Below are 26,976 nucleotides of genomic sequence, written 5' to 3'. Positions count from 1 at the left end.
AACTTCGCGCGAGGTGGCGGACCCGGCGGCCGGCGAAAGCCGGGCCCCGGAGTTCCCGGTGGGCGGGAGCGCGCCCGCGCCGCGCTCCGCCCGCGCCCCGTCCGGCCTCCAGCGGCGCCCGAGACCCCGCTGCGATGCCGGGCCCGCGGGCGGCCGAGGACCGGGCGTCCGGCGGCTCGGGTGTCAGTGCCGGTGGCCCGGTTCGTACGCGGCCGGGGCGTGCGGGGTTCCGTACGCGGGGCGCGAACCGGCGGGGGTCGCGTCCAGCCGGGCGGTGATCACCAGGGTGCCCTCCTCGATCTGGTAGTCGAGGGGCAGGCCGAGGCCGCGCATCGCCGCGACCATGCCGGTGTTGGAGGCCTGGGTGACGGCGTACACGCTGTCGCAGCCGGCCTCGACGGCCATCGCGAGGAGCCGCCTCAGCAACTCCGAGCCGATGCCGCGACGCTGCCACTCGTCCTCGATGAGCAGGGCCACCTCGGTCTCGTCGCCGTCCCACAGCAGGTGGCCGAGGGCCACGAGCCTGCCGGAGGCGGTCGTCGCGGCGACCGTACGACCGAAGCGCGGGCTCAGCAGGTGGCCGAGGTAGCGGTCGGCGTCGGCGACGGGGCCGTGGTAGCGCAGGCCGAGGGTGCGCTCGGAGCAGCGGTCGTGCATGGCGCGGGCCGCCGGCAGGTCGGAGCCGTCGGCACGGCGCACGGTGATCTCGTTGCCCTCGGGCAGCGTCAGGACGTGCCGACCGCTGGGAACGCGCGGGCCGAGCCGGGCGTCGAGCTCGACGAGGGCGCGGGCCCGGGCGAACTCCGTCGGGGTGAACGGCAGGTACGGCCGCTCCACGGTGATGGCTCCGCCGGAGGGATCGCGCAGCCGCATCACGGTGGCCTCCAGGACGCCTTCCACCGGGGCGTCGGCGCCCGCGTTGGGACGGCCGGACAGGGTGGTCGCCGGGATCGAGTGGATGGTGCAGCGGCCGAGCAACTGACGCAGCGCGAGGGGCAGTTCCGCCGCGTCCAGCGCGGTGCGGGTGGCCAGGCCGAGGACCCGGGTGGGCGTGTCGACCAGGTCGTGGGCGTCGGCGCGCTCGATCCAGGTGCTGTGGCCACCGGCCCGGGCGACGGCCCGGGTGAGTTCGGCGGAGGGCAACTGCTGCGGAGCGCGGAGCAGGAACTCGTCGACCGTGCCGCCCTCGGGGAGGGGGTGGGTCTGCAGGGTCAGGATGTCCACGCCGTTACGGGCGAGGGCGGTGCAGAGCGAGGCCAGGCTGCCGGGTTCGTCCCGTACGGTCGTCCGCATCCGCCACAGCGCGGCGGCCGTACCCGTACCGTTCGTGCCCCCGCCGCCCGCGCCGGTCGTCGCGGACGGGACGGGCGGCGGATCGGAGGGCGCCCCGGCCGGCGGCGGAGCATGACTGTGGCGCCGGGCCCACCAGGTGTGGAAGGCCGCGGTGACCAGGAGCGCCACGGCCGAGGCGACCAGCAGGATCGGGCCCCGGGGACCGTGCACGACGAGATTGGCGATGCCGTCCGCCACGGCCACGGCGCAGAACAGGGCGGCGAGTTCGACGAGGTCACGGCGCCAGTGGTGACGGTGCGGACGGGGCGCGGAGGCGAGGTTACGGTCAGTCATGCACACCACTGTGGCGCAGGGGTGTTGCGTGACCGCGAACGATCTGTGACCGGCTGGTTAAGTGTCGATCCGGCCGGTTTCCGCCGGTTTTCTGCCCGGTTTCCGATACCCGCGCCCGGGCCGGGGCGCGCGGCCCCGAATGCCTCACGCCTGCCCCACGAGACCGGGCCGCAACACCTTCGTGAACAGTACGCCACCACCCTGGCGGCGCAGCCGGACGGTGAGCTCCCCGCTGTCGCCGTCGATTTCGACCTCCCCGTAGTACGGGGGGTTCTCGGCCGGGGACATGTTGGCCACCGGCGCCGACCGGACGTAGGCCGTCCGCGGCCCGAAGGTCGCGTCGAGCCGCCCGGCGGGGAACCCACCCGCGCCGACCGGCCCGGACACGAACTCCCAGAACGGCTCGAAGTCGCCGAATGCGGCGCGCTCGGGGGCGTAGTGGTTCGCGGCCGTGTAGTGGACGTCGGCGGTGAGCCAGACGGTGCCCGTGATGTGCCGGTGCTTGACGTGGCGCAGCAGCTCGGCGATCTGCAGCTCCCGTCCGAGCGGGGCACCGGGGTCACCCTGCGCGACGGCCTCGAAGTCCGTGGCGCCGTCGGGGACGACGATGCCGAGCGGCATGTCGGAGGCGATCACCTTCCAGGTGGCGCGCGAACGCGACAGCTCCCGCTTCAGCCAGGCCAGTTGTTCCGGGCCGAGGATGCCGACCGGGTCCTCGGCCTGACGGTTCGGGGAGTTGCGGTTGCGGTAGGTCCGCATGTCCAGGACGAACACGTCGAGCAGCGGGCCGTGCCGCATGACCCGGTACATCCGGCCCTCGTCCCGGCCGCCGCGCAGGTCGGTGACGGGGAAGTACTCCCCGAAGGCCCGGCGGGCGCGGGCGGCGAGGACGTCGGCCTCGCGGACGGTGTAGCGCGGGTCGTCGATCAGCTGGCCCGGGTACCAGTTGTTGCGCACCTCGTGGTCGTCCCACTGGGCGAGCACGGGGACCTGCCCGTAGAACTCCCGCAGGTGCTGATCGAGCAGGTTGTAGCGGAAGTTCCCGCGGAACTCGTCGAGCGTCTCGGCGACCTTCGACTTCTCCTCGGTCGTCACGTTCCGCCAGATCCGGCCGTCAGGCAGCGGTACGGCCGCCTGGATCGGACCGTCGGCGTAGATCGCGTCGCCGCTGAACAGGAAGAAGTCGGGATCGCGCAGCCGCATTTCCTCGAAGACGCGGTAGCCCCCGATGTCGGGGTTGATGCCCCAGCCCTGCCCGGCCAGGTCCCCGGACCACACGAAGCGCACGTCGTGGCGGCGGGAGACGGGCGTGGTACGGAACGTGCCGCGCACCGGCTCGCTCGTACGGCGCGGGTCGTCGGGATCGGCGAGGGTGATCCGGTAGTGGATCTGCCGGCCCGGCGGCAGGTCGCGCAGGGTGGTCGTGCCGGTGAAGTCGGTGGCCGGGCCGAGGAAGGGGCCGCCGTGCCGGCGCACCCCGTAGCGGAACGACTCGCTCGGCGAGGTTTCCACGTACATCCGCGCCGGGCGGTCGGAGCGCGTCCAGACGGTGGCCGAGTGCGCGGTGACCTCACCGGACTGCGTCCCCCACCGGGCGACCGGGCGGCCGGAACGGGTGAAGGCCGGGGCGCCCGCGGGGGAGGCCAGGGCGGGCGCGGCGAAGGCGGCGGACAGGGCGAGGCCCAGGGGCAGGGCGAGGGAACCGCCGAGCAGGGACCGTCGGGTGTGCGGCATCGGTGCCATCGGTGCGTCTCCAGGGGCCGGCGGGGACGGGCCGGACCAGTGTGCCGCCGCCCCCCGGCCCGCCCGCGTCGCCCACGCGAACCGCGGATGAACAGCCGTCAGCGGGGGCGGGGTGGGGGCGCGGGGGCGTACGTACGGGAGGCGCGGGGCGGCGTGTGGCGGTGCCCCACCGGGGGCGTCGGGTCCGGGCGGTCGCGGCGGTCCGTGGCTGCGCCGCGGAGCCCGCCGCCCGGCCGTTCGTCGCGTGGATCGTTACGGCCGATCGCCCGCCGCGCCGGTCGTCCCGTCGCGCCGGGGCCGCCGTGGCCCGGGCGCTCGGGTCAGCCGCCCCGCCCGCCCGGCGGCCCGCCTCCGGCGACCGTCACCAGGCGGCCGGCGGCGTCCGTCGGGCGGGCGCCCGGCGCCCGGTGGCGCCCGTCAGGCCGCGAGCGGTGTCGTGGCCCGGTCCGCCGTGCGGGCGGTGTCGAGGATGACCCGGGCCACGAGCGCCGGATCGTCGTTCATCGGCACGTGGCCGCAGCCCGGGAGCCGCACCAGCCGCGCTCCGGGCAGCGTCTGCTTGGCGCGCACGCCCTGGCGGCGCAGCAGCAGCCGGTCCCGGGTGCCCCAGGCGATCGTCACCGGCAGCCCCGGCACGTCGTGCGGGAACCGTACGGAGCCACCCGCCGCCAGCGTCTGCTCGAACCCGGTGGCCCCGCGCAGCGCCAGCGTCTCGGCGACCACGGCCTCCGGAGCGCGCCGCGCCGGGCGGGCGTAGATCGTGCCCGTCAGCGCGGCCCGACCGGCGCCGCTGCGGGAGAGCCGCTCCAGCGCGGGCAGCGGCAGCGCGGCCGCGCCGGCCCGCATCGCGCGGAGCGCGGTGAACGCGTACCGCCGTTCGGGCTCCGACCAGAATCCGGCGGGGGACAGGGCGGTGACCGAGCGGGCCAGGCCGCGGCGCCCCAGGTCCAGCCCCAGCAGTCCACCGAGCGAGTTCCCCGCCACGTGCGGGCGCTCCACGCCCAGTGCGGCACACAGCGCCCCGAGCGCGGGAACGACGGTGTCCAGGTCGTACGGAACACCTGCGGGCAACGCCGGCGACGCGCCGAAGCCCGGCAGGTCGACGGCGATGACGTCGTACTCGGCGGCCAGTACGTCGGCCACCGGGTGCCAGGCCTGGAGGTGGTGGCCGATGCCGTGCAGCAGGAGGAGCGGCTCGCCCGCGCCCTTGCGTTCGTAGGAGACGGTGGCGGGCCGGGTGCCCAGCGGCGAATCGATCGTGAACGAGACCGTGGCGGTCATGCTGCTCCTCGTCGGGTGGACGCGTGTGAGACAGGTCGTCAGTAACGACGTCCCCCATCACTACCGCTCGGTAGCACGCGGCCACAAGCCTTCCGTCAAGAGGAGTGGGAGCGAGAACATCCTGTGAACGGCTTGCTACATATGCCCGATCTGCCCGACAAAGCGGCGAGGATTGGTCTTGACCAAGGGGTGTCGCCGTCCTATCGTCGCAGGGATAGTGCAGGAACCTTTAATAAACAAAGGCACGGAACTGCGGCGCACAACCGCCGCTGGTACACGGCGAAGCGGCGAATGCAGGAGGAGTCAGGGTGGGGACCACGCAGCTCGAATCAGTGCCGGAGCCGAAGTACTGGCACCTGAAGAACGTCCTCAGCGAGGCGCTCGACCAGGACTTCGCCGTGGGCGAGGTGCTGCCGAACGAGCGCGAACTCGCCGCCCGCTTCGGAGTCGCCCGGGCCACCCTGCGCCAGGCGCTGGAGCAGCTCGAACTCGAAGGACGCCTCCAGCGCCGTCGCGGCGTCGGCACCACGGTCGCCCCGCCGCGCGTGGGCGTCGCCGTCGGCAGCACCCGGCACAGCTGGCCCGGCGAGAGCGCTGACGGCTGGGAGCCCGTCGACGCCACCGACGGCATTCCCGTCGCCGCGGTCCTGAAGCTCCTCGGCACGCCCGCCGACCAGCCCGTGCACACCGTCCGGCGGACCCGCGTCACGCAGGGCCAGGCCGTCGCCGCCGAGCTGCTGTACGTGCCCGCGGCCACCGTACCGGGGCTCTCCGCTATCGACGCCCCCGCCGGGCCCGCCCGGGCGCGCGCCGTCCTGCGGGAACTCCAGCGCCTCGCGCTCGACGGACAGGACCGCTCGGTGGAGCTGGGTTCGGCCCGCGCCGACGACGCCAAGGAACTGGACCGCCTTCCCGGTGCCCCCGTGCTCCTCGTCACCACCCGGTACTTCACCGCCGCCGGGACCGCCGCCGTCTCGGTGGCCACGTACCGAGCCGACACCTGCCGCCTCACCTTCGGCGACTCCGGGGTCGAGATCACCGAAATCCGCGCCGCGTCCTGACCCGACGCCGCACCCCGGGAACGGGGTGCGGCGGTACGCGCACCGGGGCTGGGCCGCCGAGCGGCGCTCGGAGCGGGTCCCACGACCGTCGGGCCCCTCCCGCCCCCACCCCCGCCGCACCGCACGGTCCCGCGGAGCCGGACGGCTGGCATCCCCGCGGCGACGGCACGAGGGGCGTCCTCTCACTCCGCGTCGGGCCGGCCCCAGTCCGGTGGCAGCAGGCGCCACGAGTCGTGGCGGAGCCACTCACCGAAGGTGACCGGCCGGGCGCCGCCGCCCGGGTGGTCGAGGGACAGCGGGAGGATCAGGTCACGGGAGGCGCGGCCGTCCCACCACACCGTGCCCGCGAGGGGACCGGACACCGCCGGCAGCGTACTGAAGCCGCAACCGTTCTCCTGGAGCCGCAGGGTCCCGGTCGTCTTGGCGTACTGGAAGGTACTGGACGACCTCGTACTCCTGGTCCCACGCGTCGTGGGCGGCGATGTGCGCCCGCACGTCCGCGAAGTCCTCCGGGAGAGGTTCGCGCGCGGCCAACTCGTCTTCGCGGGCGTAGGAGTCGGGGTGGGTGCGGGAACGGCATCCGCACCGGCGCCGCGGGCCAGTACTCGTCGAACCCCCAATCCCAATCCCGAGCTCACGCTCGACCGGGGCGACCTCGGACCCGGTCAGGGGCGATGACACCGACGACTGACGCAGACCCCGAAGGTAACGCCCGGTCGTCATCGCCGTCGCCGTCGCCGTCGCAGCGGGAGCGGGCGGCCGCGCCGACGCGCGGGCTGAGATACTCGGGCCGGGGTGACGAAGTGACGCGAAGCGGGGGGCGATCGGACGTGACGGTGCCTGCTCGGACGGGGTCGGCGCCTGGTGCGGGCTGGATATCGCGTGCCGCGACGGCAACGGACGTCGAGGTGATCGCGGGGTTGCGGGCCACGGTCATGCGGTCGGACTTGGTACGCCTCGGTCGCTACGACGAGCACCGGGTGCGGCAACGGCTGCGGGACTCCTTCTCGCCGCAGCACACGTCGATCATCTCGATCGACGGGGAACTCGTCGGGTGCGTCACGGTCCGTCCCTCCGAGGGTAGGCAGTGGCTTGAGCACTTCTACCTCGCGCCGCACTGTCAGGGCCGGGGCCTCGGATCCGCCGTCCTGCGCACGGTGCTGGAGCGGACGGACGCCCATGGCATGACGGTGGGCTTGAACGTCCTGCAGGGCAGCGCGGCCCGTCGGCTCTACGAGCGCCACGGTTTCGTCGTGGAGACGCAGGACCCGATCGACGTCTTCATGGCCCGCCCGCCCGGGGCGACACCGTTGCGAGAGCCGGACCAGCCGCGGTCCGCCGGCCACGGCCGACGTGACGGTGACCGCCCGGATTCCTCGAACCCGCGCAAGAAGCGCGGGCCCGTACAGCCTCGCCCCTCCGACATCCCGGCGGCGTCTCCAGTACCGCTGTACCGTCCTCGGCCGGCCCCGACCCGGCTTGGGTTTCGGGGCCGGTCCCGGCTCCGCCTCAGGCCTGGCTCCGGTTACGGCCGCAGCCCCGGGCACGGCTCCGGCCCTGGTTCCCGCCTTTGCCCGGGTCACGGCCCCACCTCGGGCCTGTCGCGGCCCGGCCTCGGGCCTTGCCCCGGCCTCGGGCCCCGGGCCCGGCCTCTGTTCCGGCTTCGGGCACGGCCTCGGCCTCTGGCCTCGGCCTCTGGCCTCTGGCCTCGGCCCCGGCCTCTGGCCTCGGCCTCTGGCCTCTGCCCCGGCCTCTGGCCTCTGCCCCGGCCTCTGGCCCGGCTTCGGGTACGGCCTCCGGCTCGCGCCTCTGGCCGCGGCCGCGGCCCAGGGCTTCAGCGGCGGGCGGTGACCGTTTTTTCCACCGCGAAGAGCTCTTCCTCCACGTGATCCAGGGCGAGCCGCAACGCCCCGGTGGCCACGGCGGCTTCTCCGAGCATGGAGAGCACCACCCGTGGCGAACGCAGGCAGTAGCGCTCCAGCTCCCGGCGCAGCGGTTCGAGAACCCCGTCCAGACCGGCGGCCCAGCCGCCGAGGACCACCAGCTCCGGATCCATCGCCAGCACGAGCGCGGCCACATCGTGCACCAGCCGCTGCAGGAACCGCTCCACGGCGGCCACCGCCCGCTCGTCGCCCCGCTTGGCCATCGCGAACACCTCGGCGACCGCGGGCTCGTCCAGGGGGTGCAACGGCTCGCCGGTCGTCGACAGCAGTCGCTCCGGTGTGGCCTCGCGCCCCAGCAGGTGCAGGGCGCCGATCTCGCCGGCCGCGCCGCCGAACCCCCGGTGCAGTCGGCCGCCGATCAGCGAGCCCGCGCCCGGGCTGAGTCCGGCCATCACGAACACCATGTCGTCGGTGTCCCGCGCGGCCCCCTTCCAGTGCTCGGCGACCGCCGCCGCGTTGGCGTCGTTCTCCACCTGCACCGGGCACCGGAACGAACGCCGCAGCCGTTCCCCGAGCGGCAGCCCCGTCCAGCCGGGCAATGCCGTGCCGAGGCGGACCGTCCCGTCCGCCTCCACGATCCCGGGACTGCCGACGCCGACCGCCCGCAGCGAGTCGCGGGGGATCCCGGCCCGGCGCAGCAGGTCGGCCACGGCCGCCCTGACCCGCTCCAAGCGTTCATCGGCCGACGCGTTCTCGGCGACGTCCTTGGTTCCGGCGCCGATCACCCGACCGTCAAGCCCGGACAGCAGGACCGCGACGCGGTGCGAACCGATCTCGATGCCCAGTAGATGCCCGGCCTCGGCCCGGAAGCGGAACCGTCGCGCGGGCCGGCCCTGTCGGCGCGTGCCTTCCTCCGCGTCGGCCTCGACGACGAGCCCGGTCCCGATCAGTCCCTCCACGACGCCCTCGACCGTCGGACGGGACAACCCGGTCACCCGGGTGAGATCCGTGAGGGTCGGCGATTCGGCCGCGCGCAGCGCCCGGAGCACGACGGCCGAATTGATTCGCCGGAGCAGAGAAGGATCCCCGCCGGTCAGCTGCCCCAACGTGTGTCCTCCCAGCTAGCGGCCCTATCAGCCGGATGGTACTGCCTGTCCGGCGCGGCGGCGAGAAGCAGCCCCCCAAGTTCGGAATCGGCCCCTCCTCTCAGGCCGGTGCGACGAATCCGGACTCGTACGCGGTGATCACCGCCTGGGTCCGGTCACGAGCCCCCAACTTGCCCAGAATGGCGCTCACGTGGGACTTCACCGTCTCGGTGCCGACGATCAGTTCGCCGGCGATCTCCACGTTCGTCAGTCCGCGCGCCATCAGCCGCAGGACCGCCTCCTCGCGCTCGGTCAGAGCCGCCCGCTTCAGGGCGGTACGTGCCTCGCGGTTCCCGTACTCGGCGGCAAGGGCCCGGACGGCCGCGGGGAACAGGAGCGTGTCCCCCTCGGCCACCAGCCTGACCGCGTGCACGATCTCCGCGGGGCGGGCCCGCTTCAACAGGAACCCGTCCGCTCCGGCGCGCAGCGCCTGGTAGACGTACTCGTCGTTCTCGAAGGTCGTGACGACCAGGATCTTCGGCGGCGAGTCCACCGACCGCAGGACCGCCCGTGTCGCCTCGATGCCGTCGAGCAGCGGCATCCGTACGTCCATCGCCACCACGTCGGGACGCAACTGGCGCACGAGCGGGATGACGGCGGCCCCGTCGGCGGCTTCCCCCACCACCTCGATGTCGGGCTGGGAGTCCAGTACGGCGCGCAGACCCGCGCGCACCAGAGGTTCGTCGTCGACGAGCAGTACGGTAACCGGCATCCGGTCAGCGTATTCGCTCCAGCGGGAGCCGGGCGTGCACCCTCCAACCGCCGTCGCGCGGACCGGTCTCGGCTTCGCCCCCGAGCAGCGCCGCCCGCTCCCGCATCCCGCGGAGTCCGCTCCCGGATCGGCTCGACAGTACCGGCCGTTCGGGCAGCGGGTTCGTCACCTCCAGGTCCAGCCGGCCCGGTGACACCTCCACACGCACCCGCACGGGCACCGGACCGCAATGCCGCAGCACGTTGGTGAGGGCCTCCTGCAGGATCCGGTACCCCTCCCGGGTGACCGGTCCCGGCAACTTCTCCAGCGCACCCGTCAGTTGTGCGTCGACCTGCGCCCCCGCAGCCCGGGCCGACTCCAGGAGCCGGTCGGCCTCCGCCAGCGTGGGGCGTTGTGAAGGGGGTTGCGCGGACTCGCGCAGGACCAGGAGAACCCGCTCCAGATCCTCCAGCGCCGCCCGGCCCGTTTCCTCGATGGCGTTCAGCGCCCTGTCGGTGAACTCCGGGTCCTTGGCCGATCGCGCCGCCCCGGCCTGTACGACGGCCACGGTCAGCGCGTGCCCGATGGAGTCGTGCAGTTCCCGCGCGATCCTGGTCCGCTCCAACAACTGCTCCGTGCGGGCCTCCAGCGCGGTCAGCCGCTCGGCCGCCGAGGGCCCCAGCAACCGCCGGGCGATCCTCGTGATCATCTCGCCGAGCAGCACCACGACGACGATGAGCACGACCAGCGGTACGGGTGCGAGAACGGCCGAGACCCAGCGCGGGGGAGCGAAGGAGAGCGTCAGGTCCGGGTTCAGGGGATGCCCTACAGCGGTGGCGACGAACTCCACGGACATCAACGGCAGCCAGACCGTCGCGAACATGGCCGCTCCGGCCACCACCAGCCGAACCTCCAGCCACAGCAACGTCCGCCACCGGTCGCTCCAACGCACCGACGCGGTGGTGCTGATGCCGTCGGCGTCGCCGGCGCCCCGCAAGCCGCTGACGCCACCCATGCCACCTGTCAGGGAGTCCCGGTTCTGTGGGGTCAGCAGGAACTGGGCCTGGAGCCCCTCGGCCAGCCGCACCCACGGCACGAAGCCGAACGGTATGACGATCAACAGGGGCATCCAGGGTTGGCTGGGGTTGATGAACATCCAGATGGCCAGCAGCAGCAGGGGAACGCACAAGTGCAGCCAACGCGAGTACGTCACCGGCTGAAACGGCGCACGGAGCAGTTTGTACATGCCTTCATCCTGGCAGCGCGCCTGCCTGGAGCGTCTCCCCCGCGTGGGGGAGACGGCACCCCCGCGTGGGGGAGGAAGCAGGGCGCTGCGCGGGCGAATCTTGAGCCATGAACCGCATCGAGATCAGCGAACTGACCAAGGACTACGGCACCCACAGGGTCGTGGACCACCTCACCTTCGACGTCCTGCCGGGTCGCGTCACCGGCTTCCTGGGGCCCAACGGCGCTGGAAAGTCCACGACGATGCGCCTCCTGCTGGGTTTGACCCGACCGACCACCGGCGTCGCCACCATCGGTGGCCGCAAGTTCACCGACCTGCGCGATCCGCTGCGCGAGGTCGGCGCCCTGCTCGACCCCCAGGCCGCACACGGCGGACGCCGGGCCCGTGACCACCTGCTCGCCCTCGCGGCGAGCAACAGCATTCCCGTTCCACGGGTGGACGCGGTTTTGGAACAGGTGGGCCTGGCGGCCGTGGCCAGGAATCGGGTGGCCACCTTCTCACTCGGGATGAGGCAGCGCCTCGGCATAGCGGCCGCGCTCCTGGGAGATCCGGGGGTACTGCTGCTGGACGAGCCGACCAACGGCCTTGACGCCGAAGGCATCATCTGGATCCGCGAGCTGATGCGCCGCCTCGCAGCGGACGGCCGTACCGTCCTCGTCTCCAGTCACCTCATGTCCGAGTCCGCCTCGTTCGTGGACCACCTGGTCGTACTCGGACAGGGCAGGCTCCTCGCCGACAGCTCCCTGAAGGACTTCATCGACGCCCGCAGCACACCTCGGGTGCGGCTGCGGACCACGGAGCCGGACCGGTTGCGGGCCGCGCTCGACCACGCCAGATTCGCGATGACCCCCGCCGAGGAGGGGCGTTGGTTCGTGGACGGCATGGCCGCCGAGCGGCTCGGAATTCTCGCCGCCCGCGAGGGCATCCCCTTGCTGGAGCTCACCGACGAGCGGGCCTCACTGGAACAGGCCTACCTCGATCTGACCGCCGACCGCACTCCCTTCGCCGCCCACGCCGCCTGACGTCATGACAGGAGTCACAGCCATGATGACCACGACCACTCGGCCCACACCGGCGGGGCTCGGATCCGCCCTGCCGACCGTGCCGGTGCTGCGCTCGGAATGGATCAAGATACGTTCGGCCCGAGCGGTCCTCGGATCGCTGCTGGCGGTCTTCGCCACGACAGCCGGCATCACGGTCCTCACCGCCGCCTCGATCGGTACGTCCGAGGCGGATGCCCTGGGGGACGATCGTCTGCTCGGAGCCTTCTTCGGCATCAACTTCGGGCAGATAGCGGCCGTCGCCTTCGGTGCCACGGCGTTCGCCGGTGAGTTCCGCAACGGCGCGTTGCGGGTCTCCCTCACCGCCGTGCCGAACCGGACCGCGCTCTACCTGTCCAAGGTCACCGTCGTCGCCGGACTCGTCCTCGCCGTAGGGCAGGTCACCGGCCTCGTCACCTTCCTTGCCGGGCAGGCCTGGAGGGGTGACCACGCTCTCTCCCTGGATGACCCCGGGGCGCTCCGGGCCGTGTTCGGGAGCGGGGTCTACCTGATGCTGATCGCCCTCCTTGCGGCCGGTCTGACGGCCCTGGTGCGCAGCGGCACTCTGGTGATGAGCCTGCTCGTACCCTTCTTGCTGATCCTGCCCTTCGTCGTCGGTCAGGTGGTCGGCGGGGGCGTGGAGTTCCTGCCCGATCGGGCAGGCCAGCTGGTGATGCGGACGGAAGCGCCGGGAACCCTCGGCCCTTGGACGGGGCTCGGGGTGACTGCGATATGGGCTGTGGCGGCCCTGACCGTCGGGTGGTTCGCGGTGCGACGCCGCGACGCGTGACGAAGGGCCAGATGTCAGTGGGCCCCGGAATACTGATGATATGACCACGGGAGAGCAACTCGACCTGATCGACCGGCTGCGGGCGCAGGCCTTCGTGGACGTGCCGGTCCGGCTCGGCCGGCACACCAGTGGCCCGGGATACCACCTCGTCCGGCTCGGCGGGACCCGGGACTTCTGGGAGGACGACGGTTCGTACCGTGCCGAGGCACTCGATCAGATCGGGGCCGAGTACGGGGCGCTCACCCAAGCGTTGACCGACCGTTGGGGAGAACCGCAGGTCTTCTCGCCATACTCCCTCACCCTCCGCGCCCTCGCGGGAGAGGAGATACCGCAGCCGTGGCAGGAGCTGAGCCACACCACCGACCACCTGCACCTGTGGCGGGCCGCGGAGAGTTGGTTGGTGGCGGGTGTGGCCCAGTGGGGCGAACACGACCCCTACCTGTTGATGGCGGCAGTCACGGTGGTCGACCCGCCGTAGCGCCCACCGATCCCGGCCCCGCCGCACGGGTGACCGGCCGGGGTGGGGTCCGCAGCGCGCCGGGGCCCGGTGAACCCGGGGTCCGGTCGGCGGACGGTCGGGATCGGTGGTGGGCCGGTCGGATTCCGGAGCTGGGGCAACGGGCGCGGGGCCGATCCGGGGTCAGGACGCGGGTGGGGGTTCGGCGGCAGCGCGCAGGCGGCCGTACTCCTGGGCCATGGAATCGGCCGTCCAGTGGGCGTTGAGGCCACTGGGATTGGGCAGGGCCCAGATCCGGGTGGCGCCGATGGTGCGTTCCTGAGGGCCGATGGCAGCCTTCCGATCGCCGAAGGCGGTGCGGTAGGCGGTGACGCCGACCACGGCCAGCCACTGGGGGCGCAGGGCCTCCACCTTGGCCGTCAGGATCCGACCACCCTCGACGTACTCCTCGGCGCTGAGCTCGTCGGCGCGGGCGGTGGCCCGGGCCACGACGTTGGTGAGACCGAGACGGTAGGAGAGCAGCTCCCGCTGTTCCTCCGGAGCCAACCGGCGGGGCGTGAACCCCGACAGGTGAAGTACCGGCCAGAAGCGATTGCCGGGGCGGGCGAAGTGGTGGCCCGTCGCGGCGGAGAGGAGCCCCGGATTGATCCCGCAGAACAGCACACGCAGACCGCCCGCGACCACGTCCGGGAGGACGCGGTCGCGGGCGGCATCGAGCTCGTCGGGGGTCAGAGGATCGACCCCGGCGCGTACCCGGCGGCCTCCGGGTGCTGCTTCGCGATCGCCTCGATGCGGGAGACCACGGTCGCCACCTGGTCACCCGCGGCGCCGGTGAACGACAGCTTGTCGGCCATGAGGGCGTCCAGCTGGGCGCGGTCCAGGGGCATCCGCTCGTCGGCGGCCAGCTTCTCCAGGAGCTCGTTGCGCTCGGCGCCCCGCTCGCGCATGGCGAGGGCGGAAGCCACCGCGTGCTCCTTGATGACCTCGTGCGCGGCCTCGCGGCCCACCCCGGCCCGGACGGCGCCCATCAGCACCTTGGTGGTGGCGAGGAACGGCAGGTAGCGGTCCAGTTCGCGGGCCACGACGGCCGGGAACGCGCCGAACTCGTCGAGGACGGTCAGGAAGGTCTCCAGCAGGCCGTCGAAGGCGAAGAACGCGTCGGGCAGCGCCACGCGGCGGACCACGGAGCAGGACACGTCGCCCTCGTTCCACTGGTCGCCGGCCAGCTCGCCGGTCATCGACGCGTAGCCGCGCAGGATGACCATGAGGCCGTTCACACGCTCGCAGGAGCGGGTGTTCATCTTGTGCGGCATCGCGGAGGAGCCGACCTGGCCGGGCTTGAAGCCCTCGGTGACCAGCTCGTGGCCGGCCATCAGGCGGACCGTCTTCGCGATCGAGGAGGGGGCGGCGGCCAGCTGCACCAAGGCGGTGACCACGTCGTAGTCGAGCGAGCGCGGGTAGACCTGGCCGACGGAGGTGAACGCCTGCGCGAAGCCCAGGTGGCCTGCGATGCGCCGCTCCAGGTCGGCGAGCTTGGCGGTGTCGCCGCCCAGCAGGTCGAGCATGTCCTGGGAGGTGCCGACCGGGCCCTTGATCCCGCGCAGCGGGTAGCGCTCCAGCAGGTCCTCAAGGCGGGCGTAGGCGACCAGCAGCTCGTCGGCGCCGGTCGCGAAGCGCTTGCCCAGGGTCGTCGCCTGGGCGGCCACGTTGTGGGAGCGGCCCGCCATGACCAGCTCGGCGTGCTCCCCGGCCAGCTTGCCGAGGCGGGCGAGGACGGCGACGGTGCGGTCCCGGGCCAGCTCCAGCGAGAGCCGGATCTGGAGCTGCTCGACGTTCTCGGTGAGGTCGCGGGAGGTCATGCCCTTGTGGACGTGCTCGTGTCCGGCGAGGGCGTTGAACTCCTCGATCCGAGCCTTCACGTCGTGCCGGGTGACCTTCTCGCGTTCGGCGATGGAGGCGAGGTCGACGGTCTCCAGGACGCGCTCGTAGTCGGCGAGGGCGGCGTCCGGGACCTCGATGCCGAGGTCCTTCTGGGCGCGCAGCACGGCGAGCCACAGCCGCCGCTCCAGCGTCACCTTGTACTCGGGGGACCACAGGACGGCGAGCTCCGCGGAGGCGTAGCGGCCGGCCAGGACATTGGGGATGCGGGGCTTGGCTGTCACGTGGAGGAATTCTACTTGGGCCGCGGCTGTGCGTTTACGCAGGTCGGGACACCGTCCGCGATGGTGCTTTGCTACGAGACCGGCGAGGTCCCGAAGGGCAGCAGCTCGGCGCGCTTCGGCGGCAGGCCGTCGCCCGAGGACCGGCCCGTCAGGCGGCGGCCGATCCAGGGCAGGAGGTGTTGCCGGGCGAACCGCAGGTCCTCGGTACGGCGGGCGGGCCAGCCCATCGCGACGGCGGCGGGCAGCGGCGCGCGCCAGTCCTCCTCCTCGGGCAGCCCCAGGGCCTGCCAGACGGCCTCCGCCACTCGGCGGTGGCCCTCGGCCGTCAGGTGCAGCCGGTCGACGTCCCACATGCGGGGCTCCGCGAGGACGGGAGCCCCGTAGAGGTCCACCAGCAGGGCGCCGTGTCGCTCGGCGAGCTCGTCGAGGATGACGTACAGCTCTTCCATGCGCGGGCGGAAGCGGGTCATGACGGGCCCGTTGCGGCCCGGCGAGCGCATCAGCACCAGCTGCCCGCACGAGGGGGCGAGCAGCTCGACGGCCTCCTCCAGGTGGCCGCGTACCCGGCCCATGTCCACCTTGGGCCGAAGGGTGTCGTTCAGTCCGCCGACGAGGGTCACCACGTCGGCGCCCATCGTCGCGGCCACCGGGGCCTGCTCGCCCGCGATCTGCCCGATCAGCTTCCCGCGCACGGCGAGGTTCGCGTACCGGAAACCGGGCTCGCGCCGTGCGAGACGGTCGGCGAGCAGATCGGCCCAGCCCCGGTAGGAGCCGTCCGGGAGCAGGTCCGACATGCCCTCGGTGAAGGAGTCGCCGACCGCGACGAAACTGGTGTAAGACGCATTCATCTCCATGGCGGGAGCGATGCTACCGCGCGGTACCCGGCGTCCGCAGCCCCGGGGCCCGCCCGCTCCCCGCCCGCCTCAGGCGGAGGTCGGCCTGCCGAACAGCTCGCGCAGGACGTCCTCCATCGTCACCAACCCCGTCATCACGCCGTCCGCCCCCAGCACCGCGGCCAGGTGCGTACGGCTGCGGCGCATGGCGGTCAGCACGTCGTCCAGCGGGGTCTCCGCCCGGACCTGCGCGATCGGGCGCAGCGCGGACGAGGGGAAGGGGGCGTCCCGCTCGGTCACGTCCAGGGCGTCCTTGACGTGCAGGTAGCCCAGGATCCGGTGTTGTGGATCGACCACCGGAAAGCGGGAGTACCCGGACGCGGCGGACAGCTGCTCCAGTCCGGCCGCGGTGATGCCCAGCCGGGCCGGAACCACCTGGTCCGCGGGCAGCACCACATCGGTCACCGGCCGACGGCCCAGTTCCAGGGCGTCGTGGAGCCGTTCGCTCGCCCGGTCGTCGATCAGCCCGGCTTCACTGGAGTCCTTGACCATCCGAGCCAGCTCGTCGTCCGAGAAGGTGGCCCCGACCTCGTCCTTCACCTCGACCCGCAGCAGCCGCAGCAGGAGGTTGGCGAAGGCGTTGATCGAGAAGATCACCGGCCGCAGCGCCCGCGTCACGGTCACCAGCGGCGGCCCCAGCAGCAGCGCGGTGCGCACGGGCTCGGACAGCGCGACGTTCTTCGGCACCATCTCGCCGAACAGCATGTGCAGGTACGTCGCCAGGGCCAGCGCGACCACGAAGGAGATCGCGTGGGTCAGCCCGGACGGCACCCCGATGAAGTCGAACACCGGGGTCAGCAGGTGCGCGATGGCCGGCTCGGCCACGATGCCCAGCACCAGGGTGCACAGCGTGATGCCCAGTTGGGCCGCCGCCATCATGGCCGAGACGTGCTCCAGGCCCCACAGGACCGCACGGGCCCGCCGGTCGCCCTCCTCGGCGTACGGTTCGATCTGGCTGCGCCGGACGGAGATCAACGCGAACTCCGCGCCGACGAAGAAGGCGTTGACGACGAGGGTCGCCAGGCCGATCAGCAACTGGATCACGGTCATCGGGACTCCTCCGTTACCCCGCCGTCGACGGCTGTGACCGGCACGTGCAGCAGGACGCGCGCGGCCCGCCTGCCGCCGGCGTCCACCACGTCGAGCTGCCAACCGTCCAGCTCCAGCCGGTCGCCTACGGCCGGGATCCGCCCCAGCGCGGTGGCGATCAGCCCGGCCAGGGTCTCGTACGGCCCGTCCGGCACGTGCAGGCCGATCTGACGGAGCTGGTCGGTGCGGGCGGCGCCGTCGGCGGAGTAGAGGGGCCGGCCGGCCGCGTCCGTACCGGCCGGGGCCAGGTCCGAGGTCTCGTGCGGATCGTGCTCGTCGCGCACCTCGCCGACGACCTCCTCGACGATGTCCTCCAGCGTGGCCACCCCGGCCGTCCCCCCGTACTCGTCGATGACGACGGCCATCGTCCGCCGGCCGGACAGCCGGTCCAGCAGCCGGTCCACGGTCAGCGACTCGGGGACGAGGAGCGGTTCGCGCAGCAGCTGCGACACGGGACGGCGGTGCCGTTCCTCGGCGGGCAGCGCCAGCACGTCCTTGATGTGGACGATGCCGACGACGGTGTCCAGGCTGCCCCGGTAGACCGGGAAGCGGGACAGGCCGGTCGCCATGGTCGCGTTCGCGACGTCCTCCGCGGTGGTCTGCACGTCCAGGGCGGTGACCTGCACGCGCGGGGTCATCACGTTCTCGGCGGTCAGGTCGGCCAGGTTCAGGGTCCGCACGAACAGCTCGGCCGTGTCCTCCTCCAGCGCGCCCGCCTTCGCGGAGTGCCGGGCGAGCGCGACGAGCTCCTGCGGGCTGCGGGCGGACGCCAGCTCCTCGGCCGGCTCCATGCCGAACCGCCGGACCAAGTGGTTCGCGGTGGTGTTCAGGTGGCTGATCAGCGGCCGGAAGGCCCGGCTGAACACCCGTTGCGCGGTCGCCACCCGTTTGGCGATCGCCAGCGGCGAGGAGATCGCCCAGTTCTTCGGCACGAGTTCGCCGACGACCATCAGGACGACCGTCGACAGCGCGGTGCCGAGGGCCAGGGCGGTCGAGGACGCGGCCGAGGCCGACAGGCCCATGGCCTCGAACGGACCCTGGAGCAGCGCGGCGATCGACGGCTTGGACAGCATGCCGATGACCAGGCCGGTCACGGTGATGCCGAGCTGGGCGCCGGACAGCTGGAACGTCAGGCTGCGGACGGCGGTCAGGGCGCTGTCCGCGCCCCGCTCGCCGCGCTCCACGGCGCGTTCGAGTTCGCTGCGCTCGACGGTGGTCAGCGAGAACTCGGCCGCGACGAAGACGCCGCAGGCGGCGCACAGCAGCAGCGCCAGGACGAGCAGGAGCACTTCGGTCATCGGGTGATCACCTCCGTCCCATGATCAGTCAGACGGAGGAGCGGCGCGCGGCGTCGTGAGGACGCGCGCGCAGGCCGGGTACCGCGAGGCTCGCCCATGGACGGACGCTCACACCCCTTCGGTCGTGGGCGATCGGACGCGCCCGGGCGACGGGCCCGCCGCCCGGGCAGCAAGGACACACCCCAGGAGAATGACCGCCCTTCCGGCCCGCATGCGCGGATGGTGGGATGAGCGCATGAACGATCTGCGCATCGCCACCGCCTCGCCGGCCGACCTGACTGCCGTGTTGGAGTTCTGGAAGGACGCCGCCGAGGGGACGAGCATCAGCGACGACCTCGCCGGCGTCGAGCGGCTGTACGCCCGGGACCCCCACGCCCTGCTGTTGGCCCGACGGGGCGGGGAACTCGTCGGCACGCTGATCGCGGGGTTCGATGGCTGGCGCTGCCACCTGTACCGGTTCGCCGTCCATCCGGCCCACCGCCGGCAGGGCATCGGTACGGCCCTGCTGACGGCCGCCGAGGAGCGGTTCGTGGCCCTGGGCGGCCGACGGGCCGACGCGATGGTGCTCGGCGGGAACCAGGACGCGCACGGCGCGTGGGACGCGGCCGGCTACCACCCGCAGGACAGCTGGTCGCGCTGGGTCAAGCCGCTGACGGCCTGACGCCGGTCGGCCGGACGGGTGACGGGGCCGCCCGGTCCGGATCAGGGAACGCGGCGGGCGGAGCCGATCACGCAGTACGAGGTGGGGAGGGCAGGCCCGCGCTCGGGCAACCGGAAGGCGCGCTGCGACACGATCCGGAACCCGGCGGCCTCGATCGCCGCGAGCGGGTCGCGAGCGGTGTGACAGCCGCCGAACAGGCGGGGCCAGACGGTCCGGTCCAGCCCCCGCTGGACGGCGGCCATTCCGGGGCCGGGCGCGAGCCCGTGCTCCAGGAACCGCAGCTCGGCCTCGGGGCGCAGCACCCGGTGGAGTTCGGAGAGGGCGCGCGGCAGGTTGCGCACGGTGCACAGGACCAGTGAGGCGACGGCGGCGTCGAAGGCCTCGCTCTTGACGGGCAGGGCCTCCGCCACCCCCGGTACGAGGTCCACGGGCACCTCCGCGCGCAGCGCGGCCGCGGCCGCGAGATGGCGCAGGGTGCGTTCCGGTTCGACGGCGACGACCTCGGAGACGGCGCGGGGGTAATGGGCGAAGTTCAGCCCGTTGCCGGCGCCGATCTCGATGACGCGACCGGACACGCCGTGCAGCAGCTCGCGGCGCAGGGCGGCCATGCCGGCGCGGGTCTCGGCGGCGGTGCTGGCGCGGGCGTAGAACCGGGCGAAGTGCGGGTGGTGGACCGGATCGGGGGGAGGTGCGGGCATGGCGGCCTCCGGGCGCGTAGCGGTACGACGGGACGGCTGACACGGGCGCGCGTGCGCTGCGGGGCTGTTCCCCGCGTCGGCCCACCGCGAAACCGCTCCGCGACCAAAGCGGCCGGGACACGCCGCCGCCGGTCGGCGACGCGCCCCGGCCGCACGGAACCCTGTCCTCCCGAGGCGACGGCGGGCGACCGATCCCGACCGGGAATCGGCTCCCGGCCCGGCAGGCCGGTCGGTAGGGCCGGGTCCCGGGCATCGCGCGAAGGTCGGCAGGTCCGGCGCCCCGTCCACCGGCCGGGCAGGCGCGCCGTCCCGGGCCCATCGGGTGGGCCGGGCGTGGCCGGCCGGTGGACGGCCCGGGCGGGACCGTCTCCCGCACCACGGGCAGGCCGATCGGGCCCGGCACCCCCGGCAGCGGGGCCGGCTTCCCGTGACGACGGCCGCCGGGCGGGCCTCCCGTGACGACGGCCCCCGGCCCCGGGCACGCACGCGCAGGCCGTGGACGTCGCTGGACCGCCCACCGGGCGGCAAGCCCGGAACGACCCCAACGTCAGCCCCCGGACGGTCCCGGTACGGGCGGTGCCCAGTGGGACATGAAGGAGGCTGCCTGCCACGTGCCGTGCAGGGGCGGCGCCAGCCAAGTCGGCGCGGCTTCGCGGAAGCGGGCCGGGGACAGGGCGCCGGACGACGCGGGAACCGCGCCGAGCAGCGGGATCCCGGCGGACGAGGGGAGGTCGGCGAGGTTGCAGCGGGAGGCCAGGTCGGGGTCGGCGGGCCAACTGCCGACGACCACACCGAGCGGGGTCAGCGCCCGGGAGCGCAGGGCTTCGACGGTCAGGGTGGTGGCGTTGAGCGTGCCGAGTCCGGCGGGCGCCACCACGAGGACCGGGGCCGACAGCAGCCGGGCCGCGTCGGCCAGGGTGTGGCCTTCGGGGTCGAAGCGCACGAGCAGCCCGCCCGCGCCCTCCACCAGCACGAGGTCGTGCCGGGCGGCGAGCCGCTGCGCCGCCTCGGCGATCGCGGCGGGGGACAGAGCCGGCAGGCCGGAGCGCCGGGCGGCGGTGTCCGGCGCCAACGGCTCGGGGTAGCGGGCCAGTTCGAGCGCCGTCACCGAGGGGCCGGCCAGGCGTACCGCCTCGGCGGCGTCCCCGGGCTCGTCGGGACCGACGCCGGTCTGCGCCGGCTTGAGCACCGCCACCGAGAGGCCGGCCGCCACAGCGGCCGCGGCGACGGCGGAGGTGACCACCGTCTTGCCGATCTCGGTGCCCGTGCCGGACACGATGAGGATGGACATGGTGGGCCTCAGCCTTCCCGGGCCGCCGCGACGACCGCGCGGCCGATGCGGGCCACGTCGGCGTCGTCGGTGACGAACGGCGGCATCGTGTAGATCAGGTCGCGGAACGGGCGCAGCCAGACGCCTTCCCGGACCGCGGCCCGGGTCGCGGCGGCCACGTCGACCTGGTGCGTCAGCTGGACCACGCCGATCGCGCCCAGTACCCGTACGTCCCGGACCCCGGGCAGGTCGGCCGCCGGGGCCAGGCCCGCGCGCAGGCCGGTTTCGACGCGCTTGACCTCGGTCGTCCAGTCCTGGCCGAGCAGCAGCTCGATCGAGGCCAGCGCGACCGCGGTGGCGAGCGGGTTGCCCATGAAGGTCGGCCCGTGCGCGAGCACCGGGACCTCGCCCCGGGAGATGCCGTCGGCCACGCGGGAGGTGCACAGCGTCGCCGCGAGCGTGAGGTAGCCGCCGGTCAGCGACTTGCCCAGGCACATGACGTCCGGGGTGATCCCCGCGTGGTCGGCGGCGAACAGGGCGCCCGTGCGGCCGAAGCCGGTGGCGATCTCGTCCAGGATCAGCAGGACGTCGTACTCGTCGCAGAGTTCGCGCAGCACCCGCAGGTGGTCCGGGTGGTGGAAGCGCATGCCGCCCGCACCCTGCACGACCGGCTCCACGATGACGGCGGCCAGCTCGTCCGCGTGCGCGGCGATCAGGGACCGCAGGTGGGCGACGTACGCCGGATCCACCGGTGTGTCGAAGCCCCCGGTCGGGGCGTCCGCGAAGACCTGCCGGGGCAGGTGGCCCTGCCACAGCTCGTGCATCCCGCCCTCGGGATCGCAGACGGCCATCGGCTGCCAGGTGTCGCCGTGGTAGCCGCCGCGCCAGGTGAGCAGCCGGGTCTTGCCGGTGCGCCCCAGCGAACGCCAGTACTGCAGGCACATCTTGACGGCGACTTCGACGGAGACCGAACCGGAATCGGCGAGGAAGACGTGCTCCAGGCCCACCGGGGTGATCTCGACGAGCTTGGCCGCGAGCCGGACGGCGGGCTCGTGGGTGAGCCCGCCGAACATCACGTGCGACATCTTGCCGAGCTGAGCCGTCGCGGCCTCGTTCAGCACCGGGTGGTTGTAGCCGTGGATGGCGGACCACCAGGAGGACATGCCGTCGACGAGCTCGTCCCGCCCCTCGGCCGGGGCGCCCAGCCGGAGCCGGACGCCCGAGGCCGAGGCGACGACGAGGGGCTCCTGCCGCCCCGGCATCGGACCGTACGGGTGCCAGACGTGCTGCCGGTCCAGCGCCAGCAGCTCGGCGGCCGGCAGCGGGTCGGGGCGGTGGTGCGGGTGGTTCTCGTCAGGCATTGGGGGCGAGGTCCGTTCCCGTCCCGCGCCGACGGACGGCCACCAGCTCCGGGCGCACCTCGCCGGCCGCCGCCTGGGCGGGCGCGGCACCGGCGGCGTCGCCGGAGGCGGCGGCGGCCACCGCGGCCGCGGGCGCGACGGGCTCGGCGTGCCCCGAGCAACCACCGCAGGCGGAACCGCACCCGGCCCCGGCCGCGCCGGAATCGGCGTCGGACGCCGCAGCGGATCCGGAGCCGCAGACGGAACCGCCACCGGAGCCGCAGGGGCTGCCCGGGGCGGCCGCGGCGCTCGCGCCCGCGACATCGGAGCGGTGCTTCGGGAGGGTCGTCGTACCGGCGCCCTCCACCTCGAAGCCCGCGTCCGCGATCATGTCGAGGTCGGCCTGGCCGGCCTGGCCCTCACTGGTCAGGTAGTCGCCGAGGAAGATCGAGTTGACCAGGTGCAGGGCCAGCGGCTGCATGCTCCGCAGGTGGACCTCGCGGCCGCCCGCGAGACGGACCTCGACGTCGGGGCAGACGAAGCGCACCATCGCCAGGATCCGCAGGGCGCGCTGCGGGGTGAGGTTCCACTCCTTCGCCAGCGGGGTGCCCTCGAACGGGATCAGGAAGTTGACCGGTACCGAGTCGGGGTCGAGCTCGCGCAGCGAGTAGACGACGTCGACGAGGTCCTCGTCGCTCTCGCCCATGCCCGCGATCAGCCCCGAGCAGGCCGACAGGCCCGCCGCGTGGGCCTTCTGGACGGTGTCGACGCGGTCCGCGTACGTGTGCGTCTTGGTGATCTGGCCGTAGGTGGCCTCGGACGTGTTGAGGTTGTGGTTGTAGGCGTCGGCGCCCGCGTCGCGCAGCCGCTCGGCCTGACCGTCGGAGAGCAGACCCAGGCAGGCGCAGACCTCGACGCCCTCGTTCTGCTCCTTGATGGCGGCGATCGTCCTGCCGACGCGGTCGACGTCCCGGTCGGTCGGACCGCGGCCGCTGGCCACCAGGCAGACCCGCTTGGCGCCGCCGGCGACACCGGCCGCCGCGGCCTCGGAGGCCTCCTCGGGCTTGAGCCAGGTGTACTTGAGGATCTCGGCCTTCGACCCCAGCCGCTGGGAGCAGTAAGAGCAGTCCTCGGGACAGAGCCCGGACTTCAGGTTGACCAAGTAGTTCAGCTTGACCCGACGGCCGAACCACTGGCGGCGCACCTTGCCGGCCGCGGCCACCACGTCGAGCAGGTCGTCGTCAGAGGTCGCCAGCACGGCGAGTGCCTCATCGCGGGTCGGCAGCTCGCGCCGCAGTCCCTTTTCCACCAAGGTGTTCAGCAGGTCCATGAGGCTGATCCTGAACCACGCGACCACTCCCGGCCAAGGAGAGAATGAACAACATGGCCGGAACGGAGTGTGTGTATCGCCACACCTGGCGCGCGGGGTCCGGCGGCTAGGGTCTTTCTGATCGTGGACTGCCGACAAAAATCGAGGACCCGCCGATGCCTGAACACGCCCCCGAGCCCTCGGACGTCTTCACCTGGATCGACGAAGCCGAACGGGCCCGCGAGCGGGCCGGGCTGGTGCGGACCCTGCGTCCGCGGCCGGCCTCCTCGCCGCTGCTCGACCTGGCGAGCAACGACTACCTGGGGCTGTCGCGACACCCCGAGACGGTCCGGGGCGCGTGCGAGGCGGCGGAGCGCTGGGGCGCGGGAGCGACGGGGTCCCGACTGGTGACGGGCACGACCGAGCTTCATGCGGAGTTCGAGCGGGAACTGGCGGCGTTCTGCGGCTTCGAGGCCGCTCTGGTCCTTTCGTCCGGATACGCCGCGAACCTGGCCGCCGTGACGGCGCTGAGCGACCGGGGCACCCTCGTCGTCTCCGACGCAGGCAACCACGCCTCGATCGTCGACGGCTGCCGGCTCTCGCGCGCCGAGATCGCGGTCACCCCGCACGGGGAACCGGAGGCGGCGCGCAAGACCCTCGCCGCGCACGACGGGCGCGCGTTGCTGGTCAGCGACTCCGTCTTCTCCGTCGACGGGGACGCCGCCCCGCTCCCCGGGTACGCGGCGGCCTGCCGGGCCGAGGGCGCGGCGCTGGTCGTGGACGACGCGCACGGGCTCGGGGTGCTGGGCGAGGGCGGCCGGGGCGCGCTGCACGCGGCGGGACTCGCCGGGGCGCCGGACGTGGTCGCGACGGTGACCCTCTCGAAGTCCCTGGGCAGTCAGGGAGGCGCGGTGCTGGGGCCGGCCAAGGTGATCCGGCACCTGGTCAACACCGCGAGGACGTTCATCTTCGACACCGGGCTGGCCCCGGCCGCCACGGGCGCGGCGCTGGCGAGCCTGCGGCTGCTCCGACGTGAGCCGCAGCGCGCGGACCGGGCCCGGGAGGTGGCCGCTCTGTTGTTCCAGCGGCTCACCGCGTCCGGCCTGACCGCGGCCCGGCCGGACGCGGCCGTGGTGTCGGTACGGGCCCCGTCGGCTTCGGCGGCACTGCGCTGGGCCGCCGACTGCCGCGAGGCAGGTCTGTCCGTGGGGTGTTTCCGCCCGCCGTCGGTGCCGGACGGCATTTCCCGGCTGCGGCTGACGGCGCGCGCCGATCTCACGGGGGACGAGATCGGTCGGGCCGTGGAGACGATCCTGCGGACCGCTCCGGCGGGGGCCACGGACCCGCGGGCACTACGGGGCTGAGCCGGACCCGGGCCACCGGGCCGGGTCGTTCAGCCGAGCCCGTCCGCCCGTACGGACGCGAGGAAGCCGTCCCAGGCCGGCCCGGTGAAGAGCACGGCCGGACCGTCCGCCCGCTTGGAGTCGCGGACGGCGAGCAGACCACCGGTGAGGGCGGCCGCTTCCACGCAGTTGTTCATTCCGGTGCTGCGGCTGCTCCGCCGCCACCGCGCGCTGTTCAGAAGTCCGCTGGTGGATAAGGGGGTTGCGGACACGGGGGTGCCTCCTTACGCGTCGTCAGCGAATGAGCTGATGAGATCCGACGAGTCACGGGGCGGGAGGGCGTGCGCCTGGATGGTGCGGAACGCGGCGCTGTACGCGTCCAGGTCTTCCTTCCGCTCCAGATAGAGGCTACTCGTCAAATGGTCGAGTACCACCACATCCAGATCAGCGATGCTCGGAAATGAGAAAATTACGAACGGTCCGGTGAGGCCGAGATGTCCCCCCACGCTGAACGGCAGTACCTGCAAACGCACTTGGGGCAGCTGCGCCACCTCCACCAGGTGCCCCAGCTGTTCCTTCATCACCCCCGGCCCGCCGATCTGCCGGCGCAGCACCGCCTCGTCCAGCACCGCGCTCAGCTCCAGCGGCGGATCCGCCCGCAGCACCGCCTGCCGGGCCAGCCGTACGTCGACCAGCGCGTCCACCTTCGGCTCCGGCAGGCCCCCGAGCGCGGCCCGGGTCACGGCCCGCGCGTAGTCCGGGGTCTGCAACAGGCCCGGGACCACGGAGAGTTCCACCGTCCGGGCGGCGCGGGCCCCGGCCTCCAGGCTGATGAAGTCCCGGTACTCCTGCGGCAGCAGCCCCCGGTAGTCGTGCCACCACTGGCGACCCCGCCCGGTGTCCGCACCCGCCGCGGGCCCGGCCGCCGAGGCGCCCAAAGCCTCCAGGAGCGCCCGTTGCTGCACGCTCACGACCTCCCCGTAGGCGTCCAGGAGCAGCCGGATGTCCTCCGCCTTCACGCCACTGCGACCGGTTTCGATGCGGCTGATTTTCGACTGGTGCCATCCCACGATCCGGGCGACCTCACCACTGGTGAGCCCGGATCGGTCGCGAAGGGAACGCAGTTCCTCGCCGAGCTTGCGCCGACGCACCGCGGGACCGTGCTGCATAGCCGTTCTCCTTCCACCGGCACAGCTCGCACCAGTCTGACGTCCAAATAGGCTCTTCCGTAGCAGAGTTCACCGCATCGAGCGACAGATATATGCATATCTTGGGGGATCGGGGGATTCGGCGGCACGATGGGTGGCACTCTGGCGCTCAGCGTAGATCCGGGGCGGCTCCGCCCCGGTGGGAAAGGGACGTCGCCATGGCAGATCACCAGGAAGCATCCATCACTCTGCCGAGCGAGCCGGTCTCGGTCGCCGCCGCCCGCCGCTACGTGGCGGAGGTGCTGAGCGCGTGGGGTCTGCCCGAGGACGCCGCCACCGCGGACAGCATCCGGTTGATCGTCTCGGAACTCGCCACCAACGCCGTGCAGCACACCTTCGGCCAGTCGCCCACCTTCACCGTCGACGTCCGCCTGGAACGCGAGGAACGGCTGCGCGTCGGCGTGACGGACAGTCACCCCCGCTGGCCCAAGCGGCTCCCGGCCGCCGTCCAGCAGGACAACGGCCGCGGCATGGTCATCATCCGCTGGCTGGCCGCCGAGGCGGGGGGCCGGCTCTCGGTCAGCCCGACCGAGGACGGCGGCAAGACCGTGTGGATCGCCCTGCCCTGGCGCCCCGTGGACGCGTCGGCCGTCGGGGTCGCCCGCGGGTGCTGACCGGTGGCGCCGCGCCCCGCCCGTGCGGGGGCGCGGCCGCCCGCGCCGCGGCCGACGCGCCGGACCGGGGCGCGGGCGGGCCCTCCCCGGGTCCCGCGCCGCCGGCCCCGATACGGGAGCCGGCCCGG

At 73.3% G+C, this 26,976-nt stretch carries 25 protein-coding genes and 1 pseudogene; 8 read left to right on the top strand and 18 right to left on the bottom strand.

Annotated features, from left to right (window positions below):
- Positions 1–183: 183 nt before the first annotated feature.
- The 3 genes from AB0D46_RS34480 to AB0D46_RS34470 form a co-directional block, all read right to left on the bottom strand.
- Entirely contained in the window at positions 184–1,626 is a 1,443-nt protein-coding gene (locus AB0D46_RS34480) for a GNAT family N-acetyltransferase (RefSeq protein ID WP_362883454.1), read from the bottom strand.
- A 144-nt stretch (positions 1,627–1,770) separates the two neighbouring features.
- Positions 1,771–3,360, bottom strand: coding sequence for an alkaline phosphatase D family protein (locus AB0D46_RS34475; RefSeq protein ID WP_362883472.1), 1,590 nt, complete (start codon positions 3,358–3,360; stop codon positions 1,771–1,773).
- A gap of 426 nt (positions 3,361–3,786) precedes the next feature.
- Entirely contained in the window at positions 3,787–4,650 is an 864-nt protein-coding gene (locus AB0D46_RS34470; protein ID WP_362883453.1) for an alpha/beta fold hydrolase, read from the bottom strand.
- A gap of 308 nt (positions 4,651–4,958) precedes the next feature.
- On the opposite strand from AB0D46_RS34470, the gene AB0D46_RS34465 reads away from it, so the two are divergent.
- Positions 4,959–5,711 (top strand): GntR family transcriptional regulator, encoded by a 753-nt coding sequence (locus AB0D46_RS34465; protein ID WP_362883452.1) that lies wholly within the window; start codon positions 4,959–4,961, stop codon positions 5,709–5,711.
- A gap of 182 nt (positions 5,712–5,893) precedes the next feature.
- Here AB0D46_RS34465 and AB0D46_RS34460 read toward each other — a convergent pair whose 3' ends face one another.
- Positions 5,894–6,073: a hypothetical protein gene (locus AB0D46_RS34460; protein ID WP_362883451.1), complete on the bottom strand. Its 180-nt coding sequence runs from the start codon at positions 6,071–6,073 to the stop codon at positions 5,894–5,896.
- Positions 6,074–6,547: 474 nt separating this feature from the next.
- Here AB0D46_RS34460 and AB0D46_RS34455 point away from each other — a divergent pair.
- Positions 6,548–7,012 (top strand): annotated as a pseudogene (locus tag AB0D46_RS34455) (GNAT family N-acetyltransferase); the annotation flags it as partial.
- A gap of 533 nt (positions 7,013–7,545) precedes the next feature.
- On the opposite strand, the gene AB0D46_RS34450 reads toward AB0D46_RS34455, so the two are convergent.
- The 3 genes from AB0D46_RS34450 to AB0D46_RS34440 form a co-directional block, all read right to left on the bottom strand.
- Positions 7,546–8,700, bottom strand: a complete 1,155-nt coding sequence (locus AB0D46_RS34450; protein WP_362883450.1) for an ROK family transcriptional regulator — start codon at positions 8,698–8,700, stop codon at positions 7,546–7,548.
- Between the two features lie 100 nt (positions 8,701–8,800).
- Positions 8,801–9,451, bottom strand: a complete 651-nt coding sequence (locus tag AB0D46_RS34445) for a response regulator transcription factor (RefSeq protein ID WP_362883449.1) — start codon at positions 9,449–9,451, stop codon at positions 8,801–8,803.
- Between the two features lie 4 nt (positions 9,452–9,455).
- Complete coding sequence (locus AB0D46_RS34440; protein ID WP_362883447.1) at positions 9,456–10,676, bottom strand: histidine kinase; 1,221 nt, start codon at positions 10,674–10,676, stop codon at positions 9,456–9,458.
- A 107-nt stretch (positions 10,677–10,783) separates the two neighbouring features.
- Here AB0D46_RS34440 and AB0D46_RS34435 point away from each other — a divergent pair, with 107 nt between their 5' ends.
- Genes AB0D46_RS34435 through AB0D46_RS34425 form a run of 3 tightly spaced genes read left to right on the top strand, consistent with a single transcriptional unit; the run spans position 10,784 to position 12,984 of the window.
- On the top strand, positions 10,784–11,698 hold the full coding sequence (locus AB0D46_RS34435) for an ATP-binding cassette domain-containing protein (RefSeq protein ID WP_362883446.1): 915 nt from the start codon (positions 10,784–10,786) through the stop codon (positions 11,696–11,698).
- Positions 11,699–11,723: 25 nt separating this feature from the next.
- Positions 11,724–12,506: an ABC transporter permease gene (locus AB0D46_RS34430; protein WP_362883470.1), complete on the top strand. Its 783-nt coding sequence runs from the start codon at positions 11,724–11,726 to the stop codon at positions 12,504–12,506.
- A gap of 40 nt (positions 12,507–12,546) precedes the next feature.
- Positions 12,547–12,984, top strand: coding sequence for a hypothetical protein (locus tag AB0D46_RS34425; RefSeq protein ID WP_362883444.1), 438 nt, complete (start codon positions 12,547–12,549; stop codon positions 12,982–12,984).
- Positions 12,985–13,146: 162 nt separating this feature from the next.
- Here AB0D46_RS34425 and mug read toward each other — a convergent pair whose 3' ends face one another.
- The 5 genes from mug to AB0D46_RS34400 all read right to left on the bottom strand — a co-directional run bounded on the left by mug (position 13,147) and on the right by AB0D46_RS34400 (position 18,405).
- Positions 13,147–13,695, bottom strand: a complete 549-nt coding sequence (gene mug, locus AB0D46_RS34420; RefSeq protein ID WP_362883468.1) for a G/U mismatch-specific DNA glycosylase — start codon at positions 13,693–13,695, stop codon at positions 13,147–13,149.
- On the bottom strand, positions 13,692–15,125 hold the full coding sequence (gene purB / locus AB0D46_RS34415; protein WP_362883442.1) for an adenylosuccinate lyase: 1,434 nt from the start codon (positions 15,123–15,125) through the stop codon (positions 13,692–13,694). The genes mug and purB overlap by 4 nt, the downstream gene beginning before the upstream one ends.
- Positions 15,126–15,196: 71 nt before the next feature.
- Positions 15,197–15,979 (bottom strand): SGNH/GDSL hydrolase family protein, encoded by a 783-nt coding sequence (locus AB0D46_RS34410; RefSeq protein ID WP_362883440.1) that lies wholly within the window; start codon positions 15,977–15,979, stop codon positions 15,197–15,199.
- Positions 15,980–16,048: 69 nt separating this feature from the next.
- Positions 16,049–17,068 (bottom strand): hemolysin family protein, encoded by a 1,020-nt coding sequence (locus tag AB0D46_RS34405; RefSeq protein ID WP_362883438.1) that lies wholly within the window; start codon positions 17,066–17,068, stop codon positions 16,049–16,051.
- Positions 17,065–18,405, bottom strand: coding sequence for a hemolysin family protein (locus tag AB0D46_RS34400; RefSeq protein WP_362883436.1), 1,341 nt, complete (start codon positions 18,403–18,405; stop codon positions 17,065–17,067). The genes AB0D46_RS34405 and AB0D46_RS34400 overlap by 4 nt, the downstream gene beginning before the upstream one ends.
- A 235-nt stretch (positions 18,406–18,640) precedes the next feature.
- On the opposite strand from AB0D46_RS34400, the gene AB0D46_RS34395 reads away from it, so the two are divergent.
- Positions 18,641–19,066 (top strand): GNAT family N-acetyltransferase, encoded by a 426-nt coding sequence (locus AB0D46_RS34395; RefSeq protein WP_362883435.1) that lies wholly within the window; start codon positions 18,641–18,643, stop codon positions 19,064–19,066.
- Between the two features lie 41 nt (positions 19,067–19,107).
- On the opposite strand, the gene AB0D46_RS34390 is transcribed toward AB0D46_RS34395, so the two are convergent.
- From AB0D46_RS34390 to bioB, 4 genes are all read right to left on the bottom strand, one after another.
- On the bottom strand, positions 19,108–19,764 hold the full coding sequence (locus AB0D46_RS34390) for a class I SAM-dependent methyltransferase (protein WP_362883433.1): 657 nt from the start codon (positions 19,762–19,764) through the stop codon (positions 19,108–19,110).
- A 547-nt stretch (positions 19,765–20,311) separates the two neighbouring features.
- Positions 20,312–21,055, bottom strand: coding sequence for a dethiobiotin synthase (gene bioD, locus AB0D46_RS34385; protein ID WP_362883431.1), 744 nt, complete (start codon positions 21,053–21,055; stop codon positions 20,312–20,314).
- Between the two features lie 8 nt (positions 21,056–21,063).
- A complete protein-coding gene (locus tag AB0D46_RS34380; RefSeq protein WP_362883429.1) occupies positions 21,064–22,395 on the bottom strand; it encodes an adenosylmethionine--8-amino-7-oxononanoate transaminase in 1,332 nt (443 codons plus the stop codon).
- Positions 22,388–23,704 carry a biotin synthase BioB gene (gene bioB, locus AB0D46_RS34375; RefSeq protein ID WP_362883427.1) on the bottom strand — a complete coding sequence of 439 codons (1,317 nt, stop codon included), beginning with the start codon at positions 23,702–23,704 and terminating at the stop codon, positions 22,388–22,390. The genes AB0D46_RS34380 and bioB overlap by 8 nt, the downstream gene beginning before the upstream one ends.
- Positions 23,705–23,859: 155 nt before the next feature.
- On the opposite strand from bioB, the gene AB0D46_RS34370 reads away from it, so the two are divergent.
- On the top strand, positions 23,860–25,047 hold the full coding sequence (locus AB0D46_RS34370) for an 8-amino-7-oxononanoate synthase (RefSeq protein ID WP_362883425.1): 1,188 nt from the start codon (positions 23,860–23,862) through the stop codon (positions 25,045–25,047).
- 29 nt (positions 25,048–25,076) lie between these two features.
- Here AB0D46_RS34370 and AB0D46_RS34365 read toward each other — a convergent pair whose 3' ends face one another.
- Both AB0D46_RS34365 and AB0D46_RS34360 read right to left on the bottom strand, forming a co-directional pair.
- Positions 25,077–25,298 (bottom strand): DUF397 domain-containing protein, encoded by a 222-nt coding sequence (locus AB0D46_RS34365; protein WP_362883423.1) that lies wholly within the window; start codon positions 25,296–25,298, stop codon positions 25,077–25,079.
- A 12-nt stretch (positions 25,299–25,310) separates the two neighbouring features.
- Positions 25,311–26,195 (bottom strand): helix-turn-helix transcriptional regulator, encoded by an 885-nt coding sequence (locus tag AB0D46_RS34360; protein ID WP_362883421.1) that lies wholly within the window; start codon positions 26,193–26,195, stop codon positions 25,311–25,313.
- 197 nt (positions 26,196–26,392) lie between these two features.
- Here AB0D46_RS34360 and AB0D46_RS34355 point away from each other — a divergent pair, with 197 nt between their 5' ends.
- On the top strand, positions 26,393–26,848 hold the full coding sequence (locus AB0D46_RS34355) for an ATP-binding protein (protein WP_362883420.1): 456 nt from the start codon (positions 26,393–26,395) through the stop codon (positions 26,846–26,848).
- Positions 26,849–26,976 lie beyond the last annotated feature (128 nt).

It is taken from the genome of Streptomyces sp. NPDC048383 (assembly GCF_040651775.1).
GTDB lineage: Bacteria > Actinomycetota > Actinomycetes > Streptomycetales > Streptomycetaceae > Streptomyces.
Note: the sequence above shows the minus strand (reverse complement) of the source record. Positions and strands in the feature narration are given on the sequence as shown.

Coding starts and splice junctions, on each gene's coding strand:
- AB0D46_RS34480 (WP_362883454.1), bottom strand. CDS start 1,626: ATGACTGACCGTAACCTCGCCTCCGCGCCCCGTCCGCACCGTCACCAC.
- AB0D46_RS34475 (WP_362883472.1), bottom strand. CDS start 3,360: ATGCCGCACACCCGACGGTCCCTGCTCGGCGGTTCCCTCGCCCTGCCC.
- AB0D46_RS34470 (WP_362883453.1), bottom strand. CDS start 4,650: ATGACCGCCACGGTCTCGTTCACGATCGATTCGCCGCTGGGCACCCGG.
- AB0D46_RS34445 (WP_362883449.1), bottom strand. CDS start 9,451: ATGCCGGTTACCGTACTGCTCGTCGACGACGAACCTCTGGTGCGCGCG.
- AB0D46_RS34440 (WP_362883447.1), bottom strand. CDS start 10,676: ATGTACAAACTGCTCCGTGCGCCGTTTCAGCCGGTGACGTACTCGCGT.
- AB0D46_RS34435 (WP_362883446.1), top strand. CDS start 10,784: ATGAACCGCATCGAGATCAGCGAACTGACCAAGGACTACGGCACCCAC.
- AB0D46_RS34430 (WP_362883470.1), top strand. CDS start 11,724: ATGACCACGACCACTCGGCCCACACCGGCGGGGCTCGGATCCGCCCTG.
- AB0D46_RS34425 (WP_362883444.1), top strand. CDS start 12,547: ATGACCACGGGAGAGCAACTCGACCTGATCGACCGGCTGCGGGCGCAG.
- AB0D46_RS34410 (WP_362883440.1), bottom strand. CDS start 15,979: ATGGAGATGAATGCGTCTTACACCAGTTTCGTCGCGGTCGGCGACTCC.
- AB0D46_RS34405 (WP_362883438.1), bottom strand. CDS start 17,068: ATGACCGTGATCCAGTTGCTGATCGGCCTGGCGACCCTCGTCGTCAAC.
- AB0D46_RS34400 (WP_362883436.1), bottom strand. CDS start 18,405: ATGACCGAAGTGCTCCTGCTCGTCCTGGCGCTGCTGCTGTGCGCCGCC.
- AB0D46_RS34395 (WP_362883435.1), top strand. CDS start 18,641: ATGAACGATCTGCGCATCGCCACCGCCTCGCCGGCCGACCTGACTGCC.
- AB0D46_RS34390 (WP_362883433.1), bottom strand. CDS start 19,764: ATGCCCGCACCTCCCCCCGATCCGGTCCACCACCCGCACTTCGCCCGG.
- bioD (WP_362883431.1), bottom strand. CDS start 21,055: ATGTCCATCCTCATCGTGTCCGGCACGGGCACCGAGATCGGCAAGACG.
- AB0D46_RS34380 (WP_362883429.1), bottom strand. CDS start 22,395: ATGCCTGACGAGAACCACCCGCACCACCGCCCCGACCCGCTGCCGGCC.
- bioB (WP_362883427.1), bottom strand. CDS start 23,704: ATGGACCTGCTGAACACCTTGGTGGAAAAGGGACTGCGGCGCGAGCTG.
- AB0D46_RS34370 (WP_362883425.1), top strand. CDS start 23,860: ATGCCTGAACACGCCCCCGAGCCCTCGGACGTCTTCACCTGGATCGAC.
- AB0D46_RS34360 (WP_362883421.1), bottom strand. CDS start 26,195: ATGCAGCACGGTCCCGCGGTGCGTCGGCGCAAGCTCGGCGAGGAACTG.
- AB0D46_RS34355 (WP_362883420.1), top strand. CDS start 26,393: ATGGCAGATCACCAGGAAGCATCCATCACTCTGCCGAGCGAGCCGGTC.